A 22,583-nucleotide genomic window follows, 5' to 3' on the forward strand; every position below is an offset into this window, starting at 1 on the left:
GGGTTATTCGCTCTCTACGTGGGGTTGGGCTCAGATGATCTTCTGGCCGACCAGGTACTTGACGATCTCGCTGCCGCCCTCGCCCTCGTCGGTGACCTTCTCACCTGCGGTCTTCGGTGGCTTCGGGGTCGAGGACAGCACGGTCGAACCGGCGTTGGCCAGGCCCACCTCGTCGGCCTCGACGCCGATCTCCGCCAGCGTCAGGACGGTGACTTCCTTCTTCTTGGCGGCCATGATGCCTTTGAAGGACGGGAAGCGCGGCTCGTTGATCTTCTCGTTGACGCTGACCACGGCGGGCAGCGTGGCCTCGAGGCTGAACAGGCCGTCGTCGGTTTCGCGCTCGGCCGTGATCTTGCCGCCCTCGACGGACAGCTTGCGCACGTGAGTGAGCTGCGGCAGGCCCAGGTACTCGGCGATGATCGCCGGCACGGCGCCGCCCGAGCCGTCGGTGGACTCGTTTCCGGCGATCACCAGCTCGGTGCCCTCGATGGTGCCCAGGGCGCGGGCCAGCGCCCACGCCGTCTGCACCACGCACGAGCCGTGCAGGCCGTCGTCCTTGAGGTGGACGGCCTTGTCGGCGCCCATGGACAGGGCCTTGCGGATCGCCTCGGTGGCGCGCTCGGGGCCGGCGGTCAGCACGGTGACCGACCCGTCGCCGCCCTCCCGCTCCCGGATCTGCAGCGCTTCTTCCACGGCGCGCTCGTTGATCTCGTCCAGGACCGCGTCAGCGGCCTCGCGGTCGAGCGTCCAGTCGCCGTCGGAGAGCTTGCGCTCCGACCAGGTGTCCGGAACCTGCTTGATCAGGACCACGATGTTCGTCATGAGTGTGGTTCGTCCTCCTCGAAGGAGTCCCGCAGCAGTCGACTGCAGGACCTCGGTCACGCGTTTCGCAACCGCATACGCCATGTTACTAGTCGGTAACTTCTCGCGGTTTGCCATCCCACCATAGCGGGTGCTTACTGGGACGATTGCCCTGGGCTGCCCCCTTGATCCACCGTCCGGTTCGCGAATCAGAGGCCAGGCATTAGCCTGCCTTAACAATGAGTGCAATCGTCCCCAACACCCCAGACCGGATCGACCACGCGGTGGATCCGGGTTTGACGCTGACCGGCGAGCGCACCATCCCCGACCTCGACATCGAGAACTACTGGTTCCGCCGTCACGAGGTGGTGTACGAGCGCCTCGCGCCGCGCTGCGCGGACCTTGACGTCCTGGAGGCCGGCTGCGGCGAGGGTTACGGCGCCGACCTGATCGCCGGCGTCGCCCGCCGGGTGGTCGCCGTCGACTACGACCAATCCGCCGTCACCCACGTCCGCCGCCGCTATCCCCGGGTGCAGGTGCTGCACGCCAACCTGACCGAGTTGCCGCTGCCCGACGCGTCGGTGGATGTCGTGGTGAACTTCCAGGTCATCGAGCATCTGTGGGACCAGGGCCAGTTCATCCGCGAGTGCGCGCGGGTGCTGCGGCCCGCCGGATTGCTGATGGTCTCGACGCCCAACCGCATCACCTTCTCCCCCGGCCGCGACACCCCGATCAACCCGTTCCACACCCGCGAACTCAACGCCGACGAACTCACCGAACTGCTGCTCGACGGCGGTTTCGGCGACGTGTCGATGAGCGGGCTGTTCCACGGCCCGCGCCTGCAGGAGATGGATGCCCGCCACGGCGGTTCGATCATCGACGCGCAGATCGAGCGGGCGGTGGCCGATGCGCCTTGGTCACCGGAGCTGGTGGCCGACGTGGCGGCGGTGGCCACCGCCGACTTCGACCTCCTGGACCGGGCGGTCTGTGATATCGACGACAGCCTGGATCTGGTCGCGATCGCGGTGCGCCGTTGACCAGTTCACCCGACCGGGTGCCCGGCATGTTCACGTTGGTGCTGCACACGCACCTGCCCTGGCTGGCCCACCACGGTCGCTGGCCGGTCGGAGAGGAATGGCTCTACCAGTCGTGGGCGGCGGCCTACCTGCCGCTGCTGCGGGTGCTGAGCTCGCTGGCCGACGAGGATCGCCGCGGGATGCTCACTCTCGGCATGACGCCGGTGGTCAACGCCCAGCTCGACGACCCGTACTGCCTGGACGGCATGCACCACTGGCTGGCCAACTGGCGGCTGCGCGCCTTCGAAGCGACCACAGTGGCCGCCAGCGTGCGGTCGGTGCCGCGGTCGAAATCCTCCGGCTACCTGTCGTGCACGCCGGAAGCGTTGCGCGCCTTCGGCATTCGGGAGTGCAGGGAGGCCGATCAGGCACTCGAGGACTTCTCCACGCTGTGGCGGCATGGCGGTAGCCCGCTGCTGCGCGGCCTGATCGACGCGGGCACCGTCGAGTTGCTGGGCGGCCCCCTGGCCCATCCCTTCCAGCCGCTGCTGGCGCCGCGGTTACGGGAGTTCGCCCTGCGCGAGGGCCTGGCCGACGCCCGCTTGCGAATGTCGCAGCGCCCGACGGGGATCTGGGCGCCCGAATGCGCGTACGCGCCCGGCATGGAGCACGACTACGCCGCGGCCGGGGTGAGCCACTTCATGGTCGACGGGCCGTCGCTGCACGGTGACACCGCGCTCGGCCGTCCGGTCGGCACCAGCTCGGTGGTCGCGTTCGGCCGTGACCTGCAGGTCAGTTACCGGGTGTGGTCGCCCAAGTCCGGCTACCCCGGCCACGCCGCCTACCGCGACTTCCACACCTACGACCACCTGACCGGGCTGAAGCCCGCCCGGGTCACGGGCCGCAATGTGGGATCCGACGGCAAGGCGCCCTATGACCCCGAGCGCGCCGATCGCGCGGTCGACGTCCACGTCGCCGACTTCGTCGAGGTGGTGCGCAACCGCCTGGCGTCGGAGTCCGAGCGGATCGGCCGCCCCGCCCACGTGGTGGCTGCTTTCGACACCGAGCTGTTCGGCCACTGGTGGTACGAAGGTCCGACCTGGCTGGCGCGCGTGCTGCGAGCACTGCCCGAAGCCGGCGTCCAGGTAGGGACGCTGAACGACGCGATGTCGGCGGGATTCGTCGGCTCGGCGGTCGAATTGCCGCCCAGCTCTTGGGGTTCAGGCAAGGACTGGCAGGTGTGGAACGGCGAGCAGGTGGCCGATCTGGTGCAACTCAACTCCGAGGTGGTCGACACCGCGCTGACGACCGTGGATAAGGCGCTGGCGCAGACCGCGTCGCTGGATGGGCCTATCCCGCGCGATCACGTGGCCGACCAGATCCTGCGCGAGACGCTGCTGACCGTGTCCAGCGACTGGCCGTTCATGGTCAGCAAGGACTCCGCCGCCGACTATGCGCGTTACCGCGCGCATCTGCACGCCCACGCCACCCGGGAGATCGCGGGGGCGCTGGCGTCGGGCCGCCGCGACTCCGCACAGCGGTTGGCGGAGGGGTGGAACCGGGCCGATGGCCTGTTCGGCGCCCTGGACGCCCGGAGGCTGCCGAGGTGAGCGTCTGCGTCCGACACACCCCCGCCGAGCGCGCGCGCGTTGCCATTAACACGCCGCCGCTCGCGGCATTTTGCGCACCTTCGCGCCAGACCAAGGCGCCCGCATGAAGATCCTGATGATCTCGTGGGAGTACCCGCCGGTCGTCATCGGCGGGCTGGGCCGACACGTCCACCACCTCTCGACCGCGCTCGCCGCGGCCGGCCACGACGTCGTCGTGCTGTCCCGCCGGCCCACCGGCACCGATCCGAGCACGCACCCCACCACCGACGAAGTCCACGAGGGTGTGCGGGTGATCGCGGCCGCCCAGGATCCGCACGAGTTCACGTTCAGCACAGACATGATGGCCTGGACGCTGGCGATGGGCCACGCCATGATCCGCGCCGGACTGGCCATCAAGAGCCCCGGCAGCAATCGGCCCTGGCGCCCCGACGTGGTGCACGCCCATGATTGGCTGGTGGCCCACCCGGCCGTTGCACTCGCCGAATTCTACGACACGCCAATCGTTTCCACTATTCACGCGACGGAAGCCGGCCGGCATTCCGGTTGGGTCAGCGGGGCGATCAGCCGGCAGGTACACGCCGTGGAGTCGTGGCTGGTGCGCGAATCAGATTCGCTCATCACGTGTTCGGCGTCGATGCGCGAGGAAATCACCGAACTGTTCGGCCCGGGGCTGTCCGAGATCACGGTGATCCGCAACGGAATCGATGCGGCGCGGTGGCCGTTCGCCGCCCGCCGGCCACGCAAAAGTCCGGCCGAACTGCTCTACGTCGGACGGTTGGAATACGAGAAGGGCGTGCACGACGCCATCGCCGCATTACCGAAGATCAGGCGCAACCACCCAGGCACCACCCTGACCATCGCGGGCGACGGCACGCAGCAGGACTGGCTCATCGAGCAGGCTCGTAAATACAAGGTGCGCAAGGCAACTCACTTCGTCGGACATCTGCATCATGACGAGCTGCTGGCCGCTTTGCACCGGGCCGACGCCGCCGTGCTGCCGAGCCACTACGAACCTTTCGGGCTGGCCGCGCTGGAGGCCGCCGCGGCCGGCATTCCTCTGGTCACATCCAATACCGGTGGATTGGGCGAAGCGGTGATCAACGGCGTCACCGGCATGTCGTTCGCGCCGCGCGACGTGGCGGGGCTGGCCGCGGCGGTATGCGCCGTGCTCGACGATCCGGCAGCGGCCCAGCGCCGGGCCAGCGCCGCGCGCCAGCGGCTAACCTCAGACTTCGACTGGCGAACCGTGGCCGGCGAAACGGCGCAGGTCTATCTGGCCGCCAAGCGCGGCGAGCGGCAACCGCAGCCGCGGCGGCCGGTCGTCGAGCACGCGCTGCCGGATCGTTAGTCCAGCCCGGCCGCGTCCGCGCAGTACCGCCACATGCGCTGCAGTTCGTCGTCGGTGTACCAGGTCGTCGGAAGGTAGTGCTGCGGGCGCGGCCGCCGGTCATGCCAGAACAGCCCGGTCGGCGGTGCGGGCTTGGTCGCGGCAAGCCAGACGGCGGTGTCGGCGCCCTCTTGCGCGGTGCGCAGCAACGGGCCGGTCAGGCGCCGAAAGCCGGGCAGCGAGGACGCCACCCCGGGCGTGTCCGCCCATCCGGGATGCATCGAGTAGACCGGAATGCCCGCCCAGCGGCGGGCCAGCAGCGCGGTGAATGCCACCTGAACCCGCTTGCTTCGGGCATAGGCGATGGCGCCGCGGTAGCGGCCTTCCCGGTATTCGGGGTCGTCGACGGGCAGCTGCTGGGTGTACATCCCGCCTGAGGACATCAGAATCACGCGCGGGTCGCTGGAGGCCCGCAACAATGGCAGCAGGCCTTCGGTCAGCAGCAGCGGCCCCAGCACGTGGGTGGCCAGCGTGACCTCGTGTCCCTCGCTGGTCTCGGTCCGCTGCGCGGGCAGCAGCCCCGCGTTGTGGATCAAGATGTCCAGTCCCGCCATCCGCCGAGCCAGATCGGCGGCGAACGCGCGCACGGCCGCCAGGTCCGACATGTCACACACCTCGATGCGGATGTCGGCGTCGGGATTCGAAGCGATGATCTCCTCGCGCGCCTGCTCCCCCTTGGCCGCGTCGCGCACCGTCAGGAGAACGGTCCCGCCCAGCCCGGCCAAGGCGACCGCGATGGCCTTGCCGATGCCGCGGTTGGCGCCGGTGACCAACGCGGTGCGCCCACGCAGGGCACCGGCCGGCGGGTCATCGGGCCACTGCAGGGTTCGAAGGCGATATCCGATCCGGGTGTAACCGGGCACCACCGCCCGGTCCAACACGGCGTCGAACAGCGAGACGATTCCGTCGCGAACACCCATGCAGACAAGAATGCCCCACGGGCACACCGCCGCAGTCGTCGGTAACGTCACACCCATGGGCCTGACCTATTCGAGCGTGATCGACGCGCCGCGCGACGAAGTGTTCGCCTGGCACACCCGCCCCGGCGCCTTCGCCCGGCTTTCGCCGCCCTGGTCGCCGATGCGCCTTATCAGCGAGGCCGACTCACTCAAAGACGGCCGCGCCGTCCTCGGTCTGCCGGGCGGGCTGCGGTGGGTGGCCCAGCATCAGGCGGATTCTTATGACCCGCCAAGCCGTTTCGTCGATGTGCTCAGCAGCGACGGGCTGGCCTCACTGCCCCCGCGCATCATCGGGCACTGGCGGCACACCCACGACTTCGAAGAAGCAGGCCCAGACCGGACCCGCGTCATCGACCGACTCGACACCCCGGTGCCCGAGCGTGCGCTGCGCCAGATGTTCGTCTACCGGCATCGCCAGCTGGCCGACGACCTGGCCGCGCACCGGCGCGCGGCCCAGCACGGCCTGGCACCCTCGACCGTCGCGGTGACGGGCGCGTCGGGCTTGGTCGGCACGGCGCTGACCGCGTTCCTGAGCACCGGCGGCCACCGCGTCATCCGGCTGGTCCGCGGCACCCCGAGCGGCCCCGATGAGCGGCAGTGGAACACCGACGACCCCGATCCCGACCTATTGGCCGGGGTCGACGCCGTCATTCACCTCGCGGGCGCCTCGATCGCCGGGCGGTTCACCGACAAGCACCGGAAAGCGATCCGGGACAGCCGGATCGGGCCCACACGGCGGCTGGCCGAACTGGTGGCGCGCACCGGCACACCGGTGCTGATCTCTGCCTCGGCCATTGGGTTCTACGGGTATGACCGCGGCGATGACACCCTCACCGAGGACAGCGAGCGCGGTGACGGGTTCCTCGCCGACGTCGTCGCCGACTGGGAGGCCGCCACCGCGGCGGCCGAGCAGGCCGGCGCCCGGGTGGTGATGGTGCGCACCGGGATCGTTCAGTCGCCCGCCGGGGGCACGTTGCAGCTGATGCGGCCGCTGTTCAGCGCCGGGCTGGGCGGCCGGCTCGGCGACGGCCGCCAGTGGTTCTCCTGGATCGGGATCGACGACCTCGTCGACATCTACCATCGCTCGTGGTGGGACAACGAGCTCTCCGGAGCGATCAATGCCGTTGCGCCACAACGCGTTCGGAACTCCGAGTACACCCGCACCCTCGCGCACGTGCTGCACCGGCCCGCCGTGCTGCCGGTACCGGCGCTGGGACCGCGGGTCCTGCTCGGCGCCCAGGGGGCGAAAGAACTCGCGCTGGCGAACCAGCGGGTCGCCCCTGCCCGGCTCAGCAGCGCCGGGCACCCGTTTCGCCAGCCCGACCTCGAATCCGCGTTGCGGCACCTGCTCGGACACAGCGGACATAACGACTGACGGGCTACGGCACCGGCCGCGTCGTGACGGGCCCGTGGGACACGTCGCGCATGAGCGCGGTGCGCAGCGAGCGCGGCCACAGAACCGGGCTCGGCATCCCCTCCTGGCGCAAGAATCCGTCGATGAATTCGCCGAAAGCTTGCAGCGACGAGTAACGCGGCGACCACCCGAGCTCCCGGTGCGCACGGTCGGTGTTCAACAGGGGCGCGGAGAACACCATGTCGAACCAGCCCCGGTCGATCGGCTGCAACCGGGCCCGCCACGACGCCTGAAGCAGCGGCCTGAGCAGTCCGGCGGGCACGTGAATCGGTTTGGCGCCCAACGCAGCAGCTATGTCATCGCGGGTCAGCGGCGGTTCGGCGGCGAGGTTGAACGGCCCCAACGCGCGACGCTCGATCGCGCGCACGCAGGCATCGGCCACATCGTCGGCGTGTATCGCGGCCATGGTCAACGACCGGTCCAGCGGAAGCACGGGCAGCCAGCGAAGCCAGCCGGGGTTTATGTACGCGGGCAGCGTGTAGCGCCGCAGACCGGCGGCTGCACCGCGCTGCACGATCAGGCCCGGACGAAGCCGCGTGATGCCGACGCCATCGGTGTGCGTGGCCTCGTAGTCGTCGAGCAATTTCTCTGCCGCCGACTTGGCCCTGCTGTATGTCGACGTGGGCAGGCCCGCGGTCGACCATGACTCGTCCACCCGCTGTCCGTACCGGCCCGGCGCATACGTGCCGAGGGAAGACATGTGGACCAGATGGGACACCCCGGCGCCGTCCGCCGCTCCCAACACCGCGGAGGTTCCGCGAACACCGACCTCGTAGAGGTAGCGCACGTTGCGGGTGGGCTGAAATCCCCAGGCCAGATGCACGACGCAGTCCACGTCACGAAAGATCCTGCCCAACTGCGCTTCTGCGTCATTGTCGGCCACATCGAGCTGATGCCACTCGACGTTGCGGTACATGTCCTGCGGGGATGGCTGACGCCGCGCGATACCGACGACGTCATAGTCCCCTTCGCCGAGAGCGCGCAGCAGCGACGTACCCACGTTGCCACTGGCGCCGGTGACGGCTATTCGCCTAGCCACCGGTCACCACACCGTGCGCCTCACGGCCGTCCCGGCTGCGGGCATAGGCGCTCGCCCGCAGGTCGGCCAGCCAGCCCGGATACAGCTTCACCCCGGGTGCGGTATTGAGCACCGGATCGAACGAGACGTCCTGTCCCGGTTGCAGTTCGACGACCCTGGTCAACGTCAGCCGTCCGAGCTCGTGGAAGCCCGAGCTGCCACAGGCCTGATCGAGCGTGACCTCGACCCCACCGTTCGCAACCTGCCGCCGCACGTCGTCAAGGGAGAGGCCGGCACCGTCGATTCCGGTGTCGATCCGGGCCCGCAGCCACCACTTCCTGCCGCCGTAACTCAGCGGCATCAGGGTGGTCATGTGATGTCCCGACCATGAGGTCACCGGCCGCAGGGCCACCGCCCGGGTCAGCACTCCCGATCCGGCGGAGACGAGCAGGATGTCCCATGGTCCGGATCCGCCGTCCACGCGCAGCGCGAGTCCGATGAAATCGGGTAATCCTCCCGGTGTGCCGGTCGCCTTGGAGAAGCGGGCAACCAGGTCGGAGCTGGGAATCGGCAGGCCCTCGCCGTCCGGTGCGGTGCGTTGCACGGAGCCCGTGGCGACCACGCCCAGCGGATGGAAGAACCGCTTGCCGCGGAGGGCGGATCCCCACTGGAAGGGTAGGGCGACAAGATCAGAAACGTTCACCGGCGGCGGGTTCCCTTTCCGCAAAGAGGAAAACCCGTTTGAACCGAATCCGACTCTGCTACGTGTGCTCAATAGTCGGCGGCCGACCCGTACGACTGGCGAACCAGAGAATCATTCAGTAAATTAACGTTTCAATAATTGAAGATAATTATTCGAGCCCGCCAGCGCCACCTGCCCGTGGTTTGGCTTCCCGTCGAGGGGGTACCAACGCGTGAATCTGAGCCGTCCGGTATCAGCGGCTGACGGCAGTCTCGAGGGAGTCGCCGTGGGAGATGTTCGTGAGTTCCCACGGGTGGCACTCGCCGAGGCCGCACGCAAAGGCCCGGCAGGCCTGGCCGCCGTCGACCAGTTCGACGACTGGCGAAATAGTCTGCGATACGCCGTGCTGGCCGAGGTCGAGGCGTTCGTCGGCGCCCGCTGCACAGACACCCTGGGCGACTGCGGCGTGGACGCCGCCGGCGGGGTCCTGCTGGAGTTCGTCAAGGGCGGCAAATGCCTGCGGTCCACCTTCATGTACCTGGGCTGGCTGTGCGGCGCGCCTCCCAGCGAGGCGGCCCTGTCGGCGACCGCCAGCTTAGAATTACTGCACGCTTTCGCACTGCTGCAGGACGACGTAATGGACGACTCGCCGTCGCGGCGCGGGTTGCCCGCCGCGCATATCCAGTTCGAGCAATGGCACACCCAGCGTGGGTTGTCGGGATCCTCGCGCCGGTTCGGCGAATCGGCGGCGGTGCTGCTCGGTGACCTGTGCCTGATCTGGGCCGAGCAGATGCTGCGCGATTGCGGCCTGAGCCGTACCCAGTTGCAGCGGGCCTGGCCACGCTACGACGCCATGCGCACCGAACTGGCGGTCGGCCAGTTCGCCGACCTGACTCTGGATATCCGCAAGCCCCCCACGTTGGACGCGGTGCTCAACGTGGCCCGGCTGAAATCCGGCAACTACACGGTGCGCCGACCGCTGGAGATCGGCGCCGCCATGGCCGGCTGCAGCGAGCACACGCTGGCGCGGCTGGGCGAATACGGCAGCGCGGTCGGCGAAGCCTTTCAGCTGCGCGACGACATCCTCGGCATTTTCGGATCGCCCGGCACCACCGGCAAGCCCAACGGCGGTGACCTGCTCGAGCGCAAGGCCACCAGCCTGATGGTCGCGGCGTTCGAACTCGCCGACACCTCGACGCGCCGGCAGTTCGCGGAGCTGATCGATCGCGAGCACCTCACCGACGCCGACCTCGAGCACTGGCGTGCTTTGATTTTCGCCACCGGAGCGGTGCAGCGGATCGAGCAACTCATCTCAGACCGGGTGGAGATCGCCCAGGAAGCGTTGAACAGCAGCGGAATCGACGGCCCGATCAAGGGCGCGCTGTCCGGCATGGCCGGGGTGTGCACCAGGCGTGCCGCATGATCGCACGGGAGGGCAACTGATGCGTACGGTTGGAGGACGGACCGACCGGGTCGTCGTGGTAGGTGCGGGCTTTGCGGGACTTGCCGCGGCGCTGCACCTGGCCGGCCGGGGGCGTGACGTCACGGTGGTCGAGCGTGAGCCGTGGCCCGGCGGCCGGGCCGGGCGCCGCGACATCGGCGGGTACCTGATCGACACCGGGCCGACGGTCCTCACCATGCCTGACCTGATCGACGAGGCCTTCGCCGCGGTCGGCGACTCCCTGTCGCTACGGCTGGACCTGCTGCCGGTGGACCCGGCGTATCGAGCGATGTTCGCCGACGGAGCCGCCATCGACGTCCACACCGACGCCGAGCGGATGGCCGCCTCGGTGCGCGAGTTCGCCGGCCCCCAGGAGGCCGCCGGTTACCGAGCGTTGCGCGACTGGCTGGACCGGCTCTACCGCATCGAGTTCGAGGGCTTCATCGCCGCAAACTTCGATTCGCCGCTGTCCATGCTGACCCCGCAGTTGGCGCGGCTCGCCGGAATCGGTGGGTTCCGCCGCTGGGAGACGATGGTCAAGCGCTACATCAGCGACCCCAGGCTGCGGCGGGTGTTCACCTTCCAGGCCCTGTACGCCGGAGTGGCGCCCCAGGACGCGCTGGCCGTCTACGCGGTGATCGCCTACATGGACACCGTGTCGGGCGTGTTCTTCCCCCGTGGCGGCGTGCGGGCCCTACCCGACGCGCTGGCCGCGGCCGCCCAAGACGCCGGGGTGCAGTTCCGATACGGATCGACGGTCACCTCGCTGCAGCGCAACGGCGACCGGGTGGAGGCGGTGATCACCGCCGAGGGCGACCGGATCGCCTGCGACGCAGTGGTTTTGACCACCGAATTGCCGCTGACGTATGAACTGCTGGGCCGCCGGCCACGGCGCCCGCTGAAGCTGCGCGCCGCCCCGTCGGCCGTGGTGATGCACGTCGGTTGTCGCGCGATCGAGCCACCGCCGGCGCATCACACCATTCTTTTCGGCGACGCCTGGGATCAGACCTTCACCGACATCATCCGCGACGGCCAGCTGATGCGGGACCCGTCGCTGCTGGTGACGCGTCCGACGGCCGGCGACCCGTCGCTTGCTCCGGCCGGACGTGACCTGCTGTATGTCCTGGCGCCGGCGCCCAACCTGGACAGCGGCCGCATTGACTGGTCCAACACCACCGGTCCCTACACCCAGACCATGCTCGAGGCGGTGGAGCAACGACTGTTGCCCGGCCTGCGCGACGGCGCCGAAGTGTTGCACGTGGACACCCCCGCCGACTGGGCCCGCGCCGGTATGGCGGCGGGCACTCCGTTCGCCCTGGCGCATACCTTCAGCCAGACCGGGCCCTTCCGGCCGGCGAACCTGATACGCGGCATCGACAACGTCGTGCTCGCCGGATCGTCGACCACACCCGGAGTCGGGGTGCCGACGACGCTGATCTCCGGTCGGCTCGCCGCCGACCGCATCACCGGGGTGCCCGAGCGGTCCGGCGCACGGCACGTCGACCTGAAAGCCCCGCTCCCGTGATCCGCACCGAACTCGACGCCGCCGGCATCGACGATCCCGCGTTGCGGGCGGCGTATCGAGACTGTCGAAAGATCGCGGCCGCAAACGGCCGCACCTACTTCCTGGCGACCAGGCTGCTCGCGCCCGACCAGCGCCCCGCGGTGCATGCGCTCTACGCATTCGCACGTGTCGCCGACGACATTCTCGACGAGTTCAACCCCAACCTGGACGCGCAGGCGCGGGCTGAGCGGCTGCAAGTGCTCTCCGACCGCTTCTTCGCCGGGGGCGAGCAGCGCGACGAGCCGGTGCTGGCCGCGGTCGACGACACCGTGGCCCGCTACCGGATCCCCACGGAACTGTTCGCGGATTTCCTGGACTCGATGCGCATGGACCTCGCGGTCACCAGCTACCCGGACCGCGCCGCGCTCAACCGCTACATGCGCGGCTCGGCGGAAGTCATTGGACTGCAAGTGCTTCCGGTACTCGGCACGATCGTCGACCCGGCCGAAGCGGCGCCCTACGCCGAAGCGCTGGGCCGCGCCTTCCAGCTGACCAACTTCCTGCGCGACGTCGACGAAGACCTGCTGCGCGACCGGATCTATCTGCCGGCCGACGAACTCGCCGCCCACGGCGTCGATCGCGAGTTGATGCTGTGGTGTCACATGCACCGCCACACCGATGCCCGGGTGCGCGAGGCATTGGCCGAGCAGCACAAGATCACCCGGGAGATCTACCGGTTCGCCGCCGACGGGATCGCGCTGCTGGAGCCGCGGTCCCGCCCTTGCGTCACAACGGCGTTGACCCTGTACTCCGAAATCCTGGACCGGATCGAGGACAGTGGCTTCGCCGTGTTCAGCCACCGCGCCACCGTCGGCAAGGCCCGCCGCCTCCAGGTGGCCGGCGGCGCCCTGTTCCAGTCCTGGCGCATCCGCCGGGCCCTGCCCGAGGGGCGAAAGCCCGGTGCGGCGTGAGCGATCACTGGCAGTACCTGGTCGTGCTGGGGCTGTGCCTGCTCATCACGCTGCCGCTGGAGGTGTTCGGCAAGGGCGTGTACCGCCAACCCGGACGCCTGTTGCGGGCTGTGGTCCCGTTCGCCGCGCTCTTCCTGGTGTGGGACGCCATCGCGATCGCCGCCGGAATATGGTGGTACAACGGCAAATACATCACCGGTATCGAGTTGCCACCGCGCATTCCCATCGAAGAAGTGCTGTTCTTCCTGGTGATACCCGTGTGCGGACTGCTCACCTACAGCGCAGTGAGCGCGATTCTCGACTGGAGCCGGCGCCGATGACCGGACTGGGCTACACCGTTCCGGCCGTGGTGTCCGTGCTGGCGGTGTGTGCGCTGGAGTTCACGGTGTTGCGCACCGGCCTATTTCGCAAGCTGGCCTATTGGTTGTCGATGGTGATCGTGCTCGGCTTCCAGGTTCCGGTCGATGGCTGGCTGACCAAGCTCAGTGCCCCGGTGGTCATCTACGACGAGCGGCAGACCAGCGGAGTGCGGTTTCCCTTCGATATCCCCATCGAGGACTTCCTGTTCGGCTTCGCTCTGGTCACCGGGGTATTGCTGGTGTGGGAGTATCAACGTGTACGGGGCGGTGAAGATGGATAAAGCAGGTCTTGCTCGTGGCGAGGTCCCGCAGGCGTTCGACGTCGGGGCGGACTCCTATGACCGACTGGTCGGCGCCAACCCTGGATATCACGCCAACCTCCGGCGTTCGGTGCAGCGCATGGGTCTGTCGGAAAACGGGCGCGGACTGCGACTGCTGGACGCCGGGTGCGGCACCGGCGCGTCGACGGCCGCGTTGCTGGCAGCGGCTCCCGAAGCCGAGATCATCGCCGTCGACGCCTCCGCCGGCATGTTGGAGGCGGCGCGGGCCAAGTCCTGGCCGTCGTCCGTCCGGTTCGTGCACACCCCCATCGAGAATCTGGGCGAGCACGGCATCACCGGCCCGTTCGACGGCATTCTGGCGGCCTACCTGCTGCGTAATCTGGCCGACCCGGACCGGCAACTGCGCACCTTCTGCGAGTTGCTGCGGCCGGGCGGAAAACTGGCCGTGCACGAGTACTCCGTGCGGGATTCTCATGCGGCCGTTCGGATTTGGCATGCGGTGTGCTGGGGGATCATCATTCCCTCCGGGTGGTGGCGGACCCGCAGCACCACGCTGTACCGGCACTTGTGGCGCAGCGTTCTGAGTTTCGACGGCGCCCAGCGGTTCCGGCAGCGGATGTCCGACGCCGGATTCGGCACGGTTCGCAGCGAAACCATGCCAGGCTGGGAACGCAACATCGTCCATACCTTTATCGGGGAGGTGCCGCTGTGACCGACCGCCGCCGCGAACGACACTCCGCAACGCTCGGGCTGGCCGATGCCACGTCGCTGTCCAAGCGCCCCCGCGCCGTCGTCGTCGGCGGCGGGATCGCCGGCCTGGCTGCTGCCACCGGACTGGCCGAACGCGGCGTCGACGTCGAGGTAGTGGAGAAGGAGCCCTACCTGGGCGGGCGGGTCGGTGGCTGGACCGACGAGGATGACGGTTCCGACGTCCCGATGAACCGCGGCTTCCACGCCTTCTTCCGTCAGTACTACAACCTGCGGGCCTTATTGAGCCGCGTCGACCCGCAGCTGCGAATGCTCACACCGGTCACCGACTACCCGTTGATCGACGGCGAAGGCCGCCGCGACACCTTCCGCGGACTGCCCCGCACGCCGCCGTGGAACGCGCTGGTGTTCGCGCTGCGCAGCCCGACCTTCCGGCTGTCCGATCTGGCCCGCATCGACGCCCGGGCTTCGGCCCCGCTGGCGGCGGTCTCGGTTCCCGAGATCTATCACCAGCTCGACCACATCGACGCCGAAACGTTCCTCAAGAGCATCAATTTTCCGGAGTCGGCGCGTCACCTCGCATTCGAGGTGTTCTCCCGCAGCTTCTTCGCCGAACCGACCCAGCTCTCGGCCGGTGAACTGGCGACCATGTTCCACATCTATTTCCTGGGCTCCAGCGAAGGACTGATCTTCGACGTCGCCAACGCCAATTTCGATGTGAGCCTGTGGAATCCGCTGCGGGACTACCTGAGCGGGCGCGGTGTCGGGTTCCGGCTGGGCACACCGGTACAACGGGTCGAGACCGTCGACGGCGAATTCCGCGTGCACACCGACGGCGGCGCGCTGTCCGCCGACGCAGTGGTGCTGGCGCTGGATGTGAACGGGCTGCAACACGTCTTGGCCGCTTCGCCGGACCTCGGTAACGACCTGTGGCGCGCCCAGATCCGGCGGCTGCGCACCGCACCGTCGTTTGTGGTTCACCGGCTGTGGCTGGACCGCCCGGTCCGGCCGGACCGTGCCCCATTCCTGGGTACCGCGGGCCATCCCCCGCTCGACAACATCAGCGTGCTGGAGCGCTACGAGGCACAGGCCGCCGACTGGGCCCGCCGCACGGGTGGGTCGGTCGTCGAATTGCACTCCTATGCAATGGATTCCGCCACACCCAGCGAAGCGGCGATCGAGCAATTGCACAAGCTGTACCCGGAGACCGCTGCGGCCAAGGTGGTACAGGAACGTGTGCTGCGCCGCAGCGACTGCCCGTTATTCACCCCCGGCACCTACACCCGGCGTCCTACCGTGGCGACCCCGCAGACCGGGTTGGTGCTGGCCGGCGACGGTATCCGGGTCGACCTGCCGGTGGCGCTGATGGAGCGCGCCGCGACCACCGGTTGGGTGGCCGCCAATCAGTTGCTCGCGCAGTGGGGGGTGTCCGGCCACGACCTGTTCACCGTTCCCACCCGCGGCCGGTCCACGCTGCTGCGATCGCTGGCGCTGCGCCAAATCCGAGGGCGGGCATGAGCATCGGCGATCAGTTCCGCGACCGGTGGCCCAAAGACTGGCCGCTGCAACTGGTTCCACGCGCTCCGTGGACACAACAGCGTCCCACCTACGGTCAGGCGCAGCCGGCGATCATCAATGCCGCGTTGGAGCGGTCGCAGCGCCGTCCCACCGGAAACTGGTATGTGTTCGCGGCGAGCGCTGACGTGCGACCGGGTCGACCGCTCGGCGCCCGCGTCGCCGGCGTCGAACTGGTCGCCTGGCGTGATCGACTCGGTCATTTGACAGTGGGTCCGGCCAGTTGTCCTCATCTGGGCGCAGACCTGGCCACCGGCACGGTCTCCGACGGGGTGCTGTTCTGCCGCTGGCATGGACTGGCCCTGGACGGCAAGTCCTGCAAGCTGGGCTGGGCTGCGTTGCCCGGCTACGACGACGGCGTGCTGGCCTGGGTACGACTGGACGACGTCGGTGGCGACGCGCCGCTGGACGTGCCGGTGATCCCGGATCGGCCCTCCGGGACGACGCTGCCGGCCGTCGCCCGCCTAGTCGGGACCTGCGAACCGCAGGACATCATCGCCAACCGCCTCGATCCCTGGCACGGCGGATGGTTCCACCCCTACTCGTTCACCCGGCTCGAGGTGCTGACCACCCCGACCGAGGACGACGACCGGTTCGTTGTGTCGGTCACCTTCCGGCTGGGCCGCTTCGGCGTACTCACCATCGCGGAATTCACCTGCCCGGAAGCCCGCACCATCGTCATGCGCATCGTCGAAGGTGAGGGCGCGGGCAGCGTCGTCGAAACACACGCCACTCCAATGGGACCGGGGCCGGACGGGCGCCCGCGTGTCGCCGTGATCGAAGCCGTCGTCGCGCACTCACAGCGGCCCGGGTTCAAAGCGGCACTGCGGGTGGGGCCGCTGGTGACACCGTTGATGCGCTACGCCGCCAACCGCCTGTGGCGCGACGACCTGGCCTACGCCGAGCGCCGGTACCTGCTGCGCAGCGGCGGCTGATTCTCGCGTCGCGTGTTCTAGGCTGAATCAGCGATGAAGAGAAGATATTTCGCCGTTGTCGTGGCCACCGCAGCCGCACATTTCGCCTATCTCGCATACCTGCCGAGCGGCGGGTTTCTGGCATTGCGGTGGCGGCGGACTTTCTGGCTGCACCTGCCGACCGTCTGCTGGGGAGCCGCGGTGGTGACTCTGCATCTTCGGTGCCCGCTGACGTCGCTGGAAGATTGGGCCCGCGCCCGGGCCGGCATGGGCGCCTTGCCGGAGAACGGGTTCATCGGGCGTTACGTCGAAGGCGGTGTACTGCCGGTCGACCGCACCGGGGCCGCTCAGGCGCTGGCATTCACCGCGGCCGCGCTCTCCTGGATCGCGTTACTGATCCAGCACCGGCGGGTACCCGCCCGGAGGGGTCATCGGGGGGAATCGATGCGGACGGAAGCGAATTCAAGTGAGCGACGACAATCTGCGCAAGGGCGACAAGGTCGAGTGGAAGAGCCACGGTAACACCGTCAACGGCAAGGTCGAGCGGAAGATCACCTCGGATACCGAGGCGGCCGGACGCACCGTGCGGGCCTCGAAGGACGATCCGCAGTACCAGGTACGCAGCGACAAGACCGGAAAAGACGCGGTGCACAAGCCGAGCGCGCTGCGCCGGCAGGACTGAGCGATCGCGATGTCCACCGACGACACCACGTGGCGGGAATTCCACGAGACCGTCAATATGACGGCGAGTGAGCTCGAAAAGTGGCTCGAGACCGACCAATCGCACAGCGTGGGGCAGAAAAGCGGAGGCAACGAGTCCACCGGTCACGCCAGCGGGCGGCGGATCGTGGCGATCTTACGGTCCAAGCGGGCCGATCTCGACGACGATGACTACGCCCACATGCGCAAGGTCAACGGATACGCCAAGCGCCACCTCGCGCAGCGTCCCAGCGGCGATGTCGGCGACACGGCATGGCGTTATTCACTGATGAACTGGGGCCACGACCCGACCAAGCAATGAAGCCGCGTGACCGGCTGCCGCACTTATGAGCGGGCACACCGTACTCTGAATGGTTGACGAAGGGTGCGGATAAGTGACCAAGCGCGGCGCGAGCGAGCCGCCGCCGAAGCGGGCGGAGTTAGAGCGGCAGCTCTCGGCTGACATTCGCGCAATCACCGCCCGTTCAGATCGCGTCGGCCGCCATTACGCGCGCATCAACGACGTCAGCAACAGCGACTTCCACGCCTTGTTGCACATCATGGTGGCCGAGACCGCGGGCGCTCCGTTGACCCTGGCCCAGTTGCGGCAACGAATGGACGTGTCACCGCCGGCCATCACCTATCTGGTCGACCGGATGATCGAGGCCGGCCATATCCGGCGCGAACCCGACCCGGAAGATCGCCGCAAGTGGCTGCTGCGCTACGAGACCCGCGGTATGACGTTGGCGCACACGTTCTTCAGCCCGCTCGGAGCGCATATCCGGGAGGCCCTAGCTCACATGCCGGACAAGGACCTGGTGGCCGCCCACCGGGTGTTCATGGCGATGATCGACGCGATGTCCACGTTCGAGGACGAATTGGCGGCCCCGCAGCAACCCGAGGAGTCAGCGGAAATCGGCCGAGGCGCTTCGACCGCGCGCCGGCGGCAGGGGGCCCGGTCCGACGCGCCCCGGCGCTGACAGCAACCGCCGCTCGATCAGATCCGCTCCTCGTGCCACACCCCCGGTGGCAGCGAATCCGGCGGCGACCCGGCGCGCTCCCTCCGTCATGGTTGCCGCTTTGAGCACCGCGGCCCGCAGCCGTGCCGGTGTCAGCCGCTTGGGTGGTAGCCGGGTGCCGCAGTGGGCCACCTCGACACGGCGCGCGACCTCACCCTGGTCACGTGCGAACGGCACCACGCAGACCGGCACGCCCCGGTTCAGCGCCTTCACCGTGGTTCCCATTCCGCCGTGCGTGACGACACACACCGCCCGGTCGAGCACCGGATCATGCGGCAGGAACTGGCAGACCGTCGCATTCGGCGTCCGCGGCAGCCCGACGGGCACCCCGGCCGGAAAGGTCGCCACCACGTGAACCGGTTCGTTCGCCAGCGCCTGCAGCGCAATGTGACCCAACCTGGCGTCGCCCTGGGCGATCGAAGAGGTACTCACCAGCACGATGGGCTTCTCGATCGACTCCAGCCACTGCGGAACCGGCTCGGGCGCCTGCTGGAAGGCACATGCACCGATGAAATGCACCTTCTCGGCCCAATCGGGGTGCGGATACTCGAACGGCTCGCCTCCCACCGCCAGCAGCAGTGGCGCCCGACGCATCAACTCGTCCACCGAACCGATCAGCGGAGCGCCCAGGCCGGCGCGAAGCGCGTTGATCCGCGGCAACATCGGCCGGTCGAACAGGTATCTGACGAACGGCCGCATCGAGGCGTCGCGGACGCGCCCAGCCAGGCCCGGCAGCGGCCGCAGTCCGGGACCGAACGGCGGCGCCGACCGCGAACGCAGGTACGGCGTGAACGGTGAGAACACCGTCCACGGCAACCCACCGACGTCAGCCGCCGACATCGCCCCCCAACAGTTGGCGTCGACGATGACCGCCTCCGGCGCGGTCTGGGTGACCGCGCGCCGAAAATCTTCCACTTCGAAGACGGCCCGCCGGCAGAGCACGTCGATGGACCGCTTGAGCACACCTAAAGCGTTGTGCGCCAACCAGTCGTCGCCCACGATCGCCTCGATCCGCGGGTCTACCTGGTCGGTCTGCACACCCACCGCCCGCATGGTGGCGACTTCGCTGGCCATGGTGCGCAGGTGAACCTGGTGCCCACGCGCGGTCAACTCCGTCAGCAGGGCCGCCATCGGGTAGAGATGACCCAGTGCGGGCGAGCCGTAAGCCAGAATCACCGCCACGGGTCCGCCTAGCCGGCAGGCAGCGCGCCGAGCTTGCGCAGCGCCGGAAGATCGGCGGCGCCGCACCCGTGCAGGCAGATGCGCAGCTCGTCGACGAACCCTTGCAGCCACGCCGTCGCCGCGTCGGCGGACTCGATCGCGGGGGCCAGCAGCGGCCGGGCAACCGCCACGACGTCGGCGCCCAGGGCGATCGCCTTGGCCGCGTCCATACCGGTCCGGATCCCGCCGGAGGCGACCAGCGGGATGCGCGGCAACGCGGCACGCACCTCGAGCAGAGCCTGCGCGGTGGGTATCCCCCAGTCGGCCAGATCCGGGTAGCGCAGCTCGCCGTAGCGCACCAGCTGCTCGACACGCGACCACGATGTGCCACCGGCCCCTGCGACGTCGATGGCCGCCACGGGCGGCTCTCCGGTCAACCGCAACAGGTCCGCGACCGCGGATGCCCCGATGCCGTGGCCCACTTCCTTCAGCAGCACAGGGTAATCCAGCATCCCGGTCAGGTCGTGCAGCCGGTCCAACGATCCGGCGAAGTCGGTGTCGCCATTGTGCTGCATCGCTTCTTGTAGCGGATTGGTGTGCACCGCAAGCGCATTCGCGCCAACCCGGTCGAGCGCAGCGGCGATTTCCGGTATCGCGTCCTTGACGAACTGGGACAGCCCGATATTGCCCACCAACAGCACGTCAGGGGCAACGTCCCGCACGGCGAAGCTGGGCGCGGCCCGCTCGCCCAGGGCACTGTCCAACATGACCCGCTGGGAGCCGAGCATCATCCCGATGCCCAATCGTTGGGCGGCGGTGGCCAGATTCCGGTTGATCGTGCCCGCCAGCTCGGCGCCCCCGGTCATGGCGCCCACCAGGACCGGCGCGCGCAACCCCGCCCCGAGGAACTCCACCGAGAGGTCGACGTCGGCCAAGTTGGTCTGCGTCAACCCGTTGTAGGGCAACCGATAGCGTTCCAAACCCGTGGTGACCCCGTGATAGGTCACGTCACCGTCCCGGCACACGTCGATATGCCGGAGCTTGCGGGACGCCATGTCGCGGCGCTGCGCCGTCACGAGACTTCGGCCCTGCCGGTCAGCACACTCAGACCCCGCTCCTGGGCTTAACCGGAACGGCGATTTCGTTGCGCCGCAGCGACGGAACCGTCCAGGGCGGGTCGTAGAACCAGGCCGCCGGGGAGTCCGTCGGCTCAAATCCCAACTCCCCCAACGTGCTCATCAACTGCTCTGTGTGGGAGGCGACCGCACGCCGGCTGGGGATGCCGTTGAACTTGTGGACCGCAACGGTTGCGGGCGGCACTGTCACCAGCTCGACGTCGCCGTCGTCGGGCGAGGGCAGGGTGTCCATCGTCTTGTGAGACGGCATGAAGAACTGAATCACCCACTCTCCCTTACTGCGCGACTCCTGTGCCACCGGCGCCGTCATCGCGACTTTCTCGCGGTCATTGTTGGCCCCAAAGATATAGCGCGCGAGCCGGCGGAACCCCACGTTTCGTGCCGATTCCTCATCGGCGACCACCGTGGTCTGCGCAGCGATCCGGTCGCCGTAGTGGCGGATTTCCACGTCGCGCGTCAGCTTTTCCGTGGTGTGGGCAGGCTCCTCGATGCTGTGGCGGTAGCCCACGACCATCCCGGCGGCCTCAGCGAACTGCCCCACCACTGCGCCAATCGACTTGAACACGTCGCCTCTCCTCGTTGATCTCATCGTGTCTCGATTTTCCTGCGCCCACAACCAACCCTTTAGTCAGGCCGGGGTCGCCGATGCTGGAGCGGCCACCCTGCCAGGACCGCGGCAGCTTCAGCATACGCAAAACAAGGCAGTTTGTTAAGTTACTGAATGTTTAATTCAGTTAAGCTCTGCGAGTGCGCCGGGTCAGTAGCCACAATGCGAAGACATGGCACCGGCCGGTAGGGCAGACGGTGTCGCCGGATCACCCGCGCCACCTGGCAATGCGTCGTGCAGGCGGGTGTTCGGCTGGTCACGGCCCGGTAGCGGACCGCCAGATTCCGACTAGTCTGGTTGTAGTTGAGTCCGCAGCTACAGTTCGTTTCCCACCGTTGACAGGCCATACCGATGCACGCTGTAGATTCACCAGACCAACGCCGCCCCCGCTACCGCTACGTCGTCAATTGCGATGGGGCACAGATGTTCGTATACGCCCGCAGTCTGGCCACTGTGGTTCGCATGGACGGCGGTATCGACGCGTCGAACGCCGGACAGATCGCCGCGGAGATTCGCCGGTTCACCAGGGCACGCACGCCCTTGATCATCGATCTCACCCATCTCGACTTCCTGGGTATCGAAGGCTTCCAGCAGCTGCTCGCCCTCAACCATCAGCATCAGGCCGCCGCCTGTACTGCAGGATCGTCAGCGGTGCTGCGCTGCACCCGCTGATTCGGGTCGTGAAAGACCACGGTCTGCCCCTGGTCAGAAACGTCGCCGAAGCGTTGCAGCTGATCGAGGATGCCCTGGCCACCCGGCGTCAGGCCCCGGGACTGGTCCGGTAGCGCCGGGGTCAGCGATGACACCATCGGCCGGGCCGGGCCGCCACTTCCCGTACGCCTACGACCGGCGCCTGGCGCCGCTGTGGCTGCCGTTCCGCTGGCCCGGCGAGCAGGGTGTGACGCTCACTGACGACGGCCGCTTCGTGGCCCGGTACGGGCCGTTGCGCGCCGAAGCGCCGTTGTCGGACGTCGTCGACGCCCATGTCACCGGACCCTACCGCTGGTGGACAGCCGTCGGGCCGCGCCTGTCGATGGCCGACGACGGGCTGACGTTTGGAACCAACGCCCGCGCCGGCGTCTGCATCCACTTCGAGCCGCGCATCCACCGGGTCATCGGCTTTCGTGACCACTCGGCCTTGACGGTGACCGTCGCCGATCCGGAGGGACTGGTCAGGGCGCTGAAGTTCGGCAACTGATCGACACGCGCCGTTGCAAAAATTCGGTTGAACCAGCCGCACAGCCGCCTCGTTACAGCTAGAAACAACCGCTTCATTAGATTAATGTTTAATAATCTTAACCGTTGCCCCGGCGGGCCGGAG

Annotated in this window: 25 protein-coding genes; 18 read left to right on the top strand and 7 right to left on the bottom strand. The window is 68.3% G+C overall.

The window, feature by feature from the left end:
- Positions 1-30 precede the first annotated feature (30 nt).
- A complete protein-coding gene (locus tag AWC08_RS06420; protein ID WP_065135003.1) occupies positions 31-822 on the bottom strand; it encodes an electron transfer flavoprotein subunit beta/FixA family protein in 792 nt (263 codons plus the stop codon).
- Between the two features lie 218 nt (positions 823-1,040).
- On the opposite strand from AWC08_RS06420, the gene AWC08_RS06425 reads away from it, so the two are divergent.
- From AWC08_RS06425 to AWC08_RS06435, 3 genes are all read left to right on the top strand, one after another.
- Positions 1,041-1,838, top strand: coding sequence for a class I SAM-dependent methyltransferase (locus AWC08_RS06425; protein WP_065135004.1), 798 nt, complete (start codon positions 1,041-1,043; stop codon positions 1,836-1,838).
- Positions 1,839-1,864: 26 nt separating this feature from the next.
- A complete protein-coding gene (locus AWC08_RS06430; RefSeq protein ID WP_142283442.1) occupies positions 1,865-3,427 on the top strand; it encodes a 1,4-alpha-glucan branching protein domain-containing protein in 1,563 nt (520 codons plus the stop codon).
- Between the two features lie 103 nt (positions 3,428-3,530).
- Positions 3,531-4,775, top strand: a complete 1,245-nt coding sequence (locus tag AWC08_RS06435; protein ID WP_069432636.1) for a glycosyltransferase family 4 protein — start codon at positions 3,531-3,533, stop codon at positions 4,773-4,775.
- On the opposite strand, the gene AWC08_RS06440 is transcribed toward AWC08_RS06435, so the two are convergent.
- A complete protein-coding gene (locus AWC08_RS06440; protein WP_069432637.1) occupies positions 4,772-5,734 on the bottom strand; it encodes an SDR family NAD(P)-dependent oxidoreductase in 963 nt (320 codons plus the stop codon). The genes AWC08_RS06435 and AWC08_RS06440 overlap by 4 nt on opposite strands.
- Positions 5,735-5,789: 55 nt before the next feature.
- Between AWC08_RS06440 and AWC08_RS06445 the strand changes: the two genes are divergently transcribed.
- Entirely contained in the window at positions 5,790-7,148 is a 1,359-nt protein-coding gene (locus tag AWC08_RS06445; protein ID WP_069432638.1) for a TIGR01777 family oxidoreductase, read from the top strand.
- Between the two features lie 4 nt (positions 7,149-7,152).
- Here AWC08_RS06445 and AWC08_RS06450 read toward each other — a convergent pair whose 3' ends face one another.
- The gene (locus AWC08_RS06450) at positions 7,153-8,226 is read right to left on the bottom strand and encodes an NAD-dependent epimerase/dehydratase family protein (protein WP_069432639.1); all 1,074 of its coding nucleotides are present in this window, start codon (positions 8,224-8,226) and stop codon (positions 7,153-7,155) included.
- Positions 8,219-8,908 carry a phosphodiesterase gene (locus AWC08_RS06455; RefSeq protein WP_069432640.1) on the bottom strand — a complete coding sequence of 230 codons (690 nt, stop codon included), beginning with the start codon at positions 8,906-8,908 and terminating at the stop codon, positions 8,219-8,221. The genes AWC08_RS06450 and AWC08_RS06455 overlap by 8 nt, the downstream gene beginning before the upstream one ends.
- Before the next feature lie 292 nt (positions 8,909-9,200).
- Here AWC08_RS06455 and AWC08_RS06460 point away from each other — a divergent pair, with 292 nt between their 5' ends.
- From AWC08_RS06460 to AWC08_RS06515, 12 genes are all read left to right on the top strand, one after another.
- Positions 9,201-10,310, top strand: coding sequence for a polyprenyl synthetase family protein (locus AWC08_RS06460; protein ID WP_069432641.1), 1,110 nt, complete (start codon positions 9,201-9,203; stop codon positions 10,308-10,310).
- 19 nt (positions 10,311-10,329) lie between these two features.
- On the top strand, positions 10,330-11,853 hold the full coding sequence (gene crtI / locus AWC08_RS06465) for a phytoene desaturase family protein (RefSeq protein ID WP_069432642.1): 1,524 nt from the start codon (positions 10,330-10,332) through the stop codon (positions 11,851-11,853).
- Positions 11,850-12,803 (top strand): phytoene/squalene synthase family protein, encoded by a 954-nt coding sequence (locus AWC08_RS06470; protein ID WP_069432643.1) that lies wholly within the window; start codon positions 11,850-11,852, stop codon positions 12,801-12,803. The genes crtI and AWC08_RS06470 overlap by 4 nt, the downstream gene beginning before the upstream one ends.
- Positions 12,800-13,123: a lycopene cyclase domain-containing protein gene (locus AWC08_RS06475; protein WP_065135013.1), complete on the top strand. Its 324-nt coding sequence runs from the start codon at positions 12,800-12,802 to the stop codon at positions 13,121-13,123. The genes AWC08_RS06470 and AWC08_RS06475 overlap by 4 nt, the downstream gene beginning before the upstream one ends.
- Positions 13,120-13,443 carry a lycopene cyclase domain-containing protein gene (locus AWC08_RS06480; protein ID WP_065135014.1) on the top strand — a complete coding sequence of 108 codons (324 nt, stop codon included), beginning with the start codon at positions 13,120-13,122 and terminating at the stop codon, positions 13,441-13,443. The genes AWC08_RS06475 and AWC08_RS06480 overlap by 4 nt, the downstream gene beginning before the upstream one ends.
- Complete coding sequence (locus tag AWC08_RS06485; protein WP_069432709.1) at positions 13,436-14,155, top strand: class I SAM-dependent methyltransferase; 720 nt, start codon at positions 13,436-13,438, stop codon at positions 14,153-14,155. The genes AWC08_RS06480 and AWC08_RS06485 overlap by 8 nt, the downstream gene beginning before the upstream one ends.
- Positions 14,152-15,669 carry an FAD-dependent oxidoreductase gene (locus AWC08_RS06490; protein ID WP_069432644.1) on the top strand — a complete coding sequence of 506 codons (1,518 nt, stop codon included), beginning with the start codon at positions 14,152-14,154 and terminating at the stop codon, positions 15,667-15,669. Before AWC08_RS06485 ends, AWC08_RS06490 begins: the two co-directional genes overlap by 4 nt.
- Positions 15,666-16,661, top strand: a complete 996-nt coding sequence (locus AWC08_RS06495) for a DUF5914 domain-containing protein (RefSeq protein ID WP_069432645.1) — start codon at positions 15,666-15,668, stop codon at positions 16,659-16,661. The genes AWC08_RS06490 and AWC08_RS06495 overlap by 4 nt, the downstream gene beginning before the upstream one ends.
- A gap of 33 nt (positions 16,662-16,694) precedes the next feature.
- Positions 16,695-17,162 (top strand): DUF2784 domain-containing protein, encoded by a 468-nt coding sequence (locus tag AWC08_RS06500; protein WP_083270974.1) that lies wholly within the window; start codon positions 16,695-16,697, stop codon positions 17,160-17,162.
- Entirely contained in the window at positions 17,107-17,322 is a 216-nt protein-coding gene (locus AWC08_RS06505; RefSeq protein ID WP_065135019.1) for a hypervirulence associated TUDOR domain-containing protein, read from the top strand. Before AWC08_RS06500 ends, AWC08_RS06505 begins: the two co-directional genes overlap by 56 nt.
- 9 nt (positions 17,323-17,331) lie before the next feature.
- Positions 17,332-17,661, top strand: a complete 330-nt coding sequence (locus tag AWC08_RS06510; protein ID WP_069432646.1) for a DUF3140 domain-containing protein — start codon at positions 17,332-17,334, stop codon at positions 17,659-17,661.
- A 73-nt stretch (positions 17,662-17,734) separates the two neighbouring features.
- Complete coding sequence (locus tag AWC08_RS06515; protein WP_065135021.1) at positions 17,735-18,319, top strand: MarR family winged helix-turn-helix transcriptional regulator; 585 nt, start codon at positions 17,735-17,737, stop codon at positions 18,317-18,319.
- Here AWC08_RS06515 and AWC08_RS06520 read toward each other — a convergent pair.
- The 3 genes from AWC08_RS06520 to AWC08_RS06530 are packed head-to-tail and all read right to left on the bottom strand — an operon-like array spanning position 18,245 to position 21,220.
- The gene (locus tag AWC08_RS06520; protein ID WP_085087518.1) at positions 18,245-19,540 is read right to left on the bottom strand and encodes a glycosyltransferase; all 1,296 of its coding nucleotides are present in this window, start codon (positions 19,538-19,540) and stop codon (positions 18,245-18,247) included. The two genes, AWC08_RS06515 and AWC08_RS06520, sit on opposite strands and share 75 nt — an antisense overlap.
- Before the next feature lie 8 nt (positions 19,541-19,548).
- Positions 19,549-20,574: a type 2 isopentenyl-diphosphate Delta-isomerase gene (gene fni / locus AWC08_RS06525; protein WP_069434878.1), complete on the bottom strand. Its 1,026-nt coding sequence runs from the start codon at positions 20,572-20,574 to the stop codon at positions 19,549-19,551.
- Positions 20,575-20,623: 49 nt separating this feature from the next.
- The gene (locus AWC08_RS06530) at positions 20,624-21,220 is read right to left on the bottom strand and encodes an SOUL family heme-binding protein (RefSeq protein ID WP_142283437.1); all 597 of its coding nucleotides are present in this window, start codon (positions 21,218-21,220) and stop codon (positions 20,624-20,626) included.
- 393 nt (positions 21,221-21,613) lie between these two features.
- Between AWC08_RS06530 and AWC08_RS06535 the strand changes: the two genes are divergently transcribed.
- Together AWC08_RS06535 and AWC08_RS06540 are read left to right on the top strand one after the other, a co-directional pair.
- A complete protein-coding gene (locus AWC08_RS06535; RefSeq protein ID WP_083271333.1) occupies positions 21,614-21,934 on the top strand; it encodes an STAS domain-containing protein in 321 nt (106 codons plus the stop codon).
- 127 nt (positions 21,935-22,061) lie between these two features.
- Positions 22,062-22,460, top strand: a complete 399-nt coding sequence (locus tag AWC08_RS06540) for a hypothetical protein (protein ID WP_065135025.1) — start codon at positions 22,062-22,064, stop codon at positions 22,458-22,460.
- Positions 22,461-22,583 lie beyond the last annotated feature (123 nt).

The sequence above is a fragment of the Mycobacterium gordonae genome (assembly GCF_002101675.1).
Taxonomy (GTDB): Bacteria; Actinomycetota; Actinomycetes; order Mycobacteriales; family Mycobacteriaceae; genus Mycobacterium; species Mycobacterium gordonae.

Bases quoted from the DNA above. Each gene is read 5' to 3' on its own strand.
- AWC08_RS06480 (WP_065135014.1), top strand. From the start codon at position 13,120: ATGACCGGACTGGGCTACACCGTTCCGGCCGTGGTGTCCGTGCTGGCG.
- AWC08_RS06430 (WP_142283442.1), top strand. From the start codon at position 1,865: ATGTTCACGTTGGTGCTGCACACGCACCTGCCCTGGCTGGCCCACCAC.
- AWC08_RS06435 (WP_069432636.1), top strand. From the start codon at position 3,531: ATGAAGATCCTGATGATCTCGTGGGAGTACCCGCCGGTCGTCATCGGC.
- AWC08_RS06535 (WP_083271333.1), top strand. From the start codon at position 21,614: ATGCACGCTGTAGATTCACCAGACCAACGCCGCCCCCGCTACCGCTAC.
- AWC08_RS06420 (WP_065135003.1), bottom strand. From the start codon at position 822: ATGACGAACATCGTGGTCCTGATCAAGCAGGTTCCGGACACCTGGTCG.
- AWC08_RS06510 (WP_069432646.1), top strand. From the start codon at position 17,332: ATGTCCACCGACGACACCACGTGGCGGGAATTCCACGAGACCGTCAAT.
- AWC08_RS06425 (WP_065135004.1), top strand. From the start codon at position 1,041: ATGAGTGCAATCGTCCCCAACACCCCAGACCGGATCGACCACGCGGTG.
- AWC08_RS06540 (WP_065135025.1), top strand. From the start codon at position 22,062: ATGACACCATCGGCCGGGCCGGGCCGCCACTTCCCGTACGCCTACGAC.
- AWC08_RS06445 (WP_069432638.1), top strand. From the start codon at position 5,790: ATGGGCCTGACCTATTCGAGCGTGATCGACGCGCCGCGCGACGAAGTG.
- AWC08_RS06495 (WP_069432645.1), top strand. From the start codon at position 15,666: ATGAGCATCGGCGATCAGTTCCGCGACCGGTGGCCCAAAGACTGGCCG.
- crtI (WP_069432642.1), top strand. From the start codon at position 10,330: ATGCGTACGGTTGGAGGACGGACCGACCGGGTCGTCGTGGTAGGTGCG.
- AWC08_RS06485 (WP_069432709.1), top strand. From the start codon at position 13,436: ATGGATAAAGCAGGTCTTGCTCGTGGCGAGGTCCCGCAGGCGTTCGAC.
- AWC08_RS06440 (WP_069432637.1), bottom strand. From the start codon at position 5,734: ATGGGTGTTCGCGACGGAATCGTCTCGCTGTTCGACGCCGTGTTGGAC.
- fni (WP_069434878.1), bottom strand. From the start codon at position 20,574: ATGGCGTCCCGCAAGCTCCGGCATATCGACGTGTGCCGGGACGGTGAC.
- AWC08_RS06500 (WP_083270974.1), top strand. From the start codon at position 16,695: ATGAAGAGAAGATATTTCGCCGTTGTCGTGGCCACCGCAGCCGCACAT.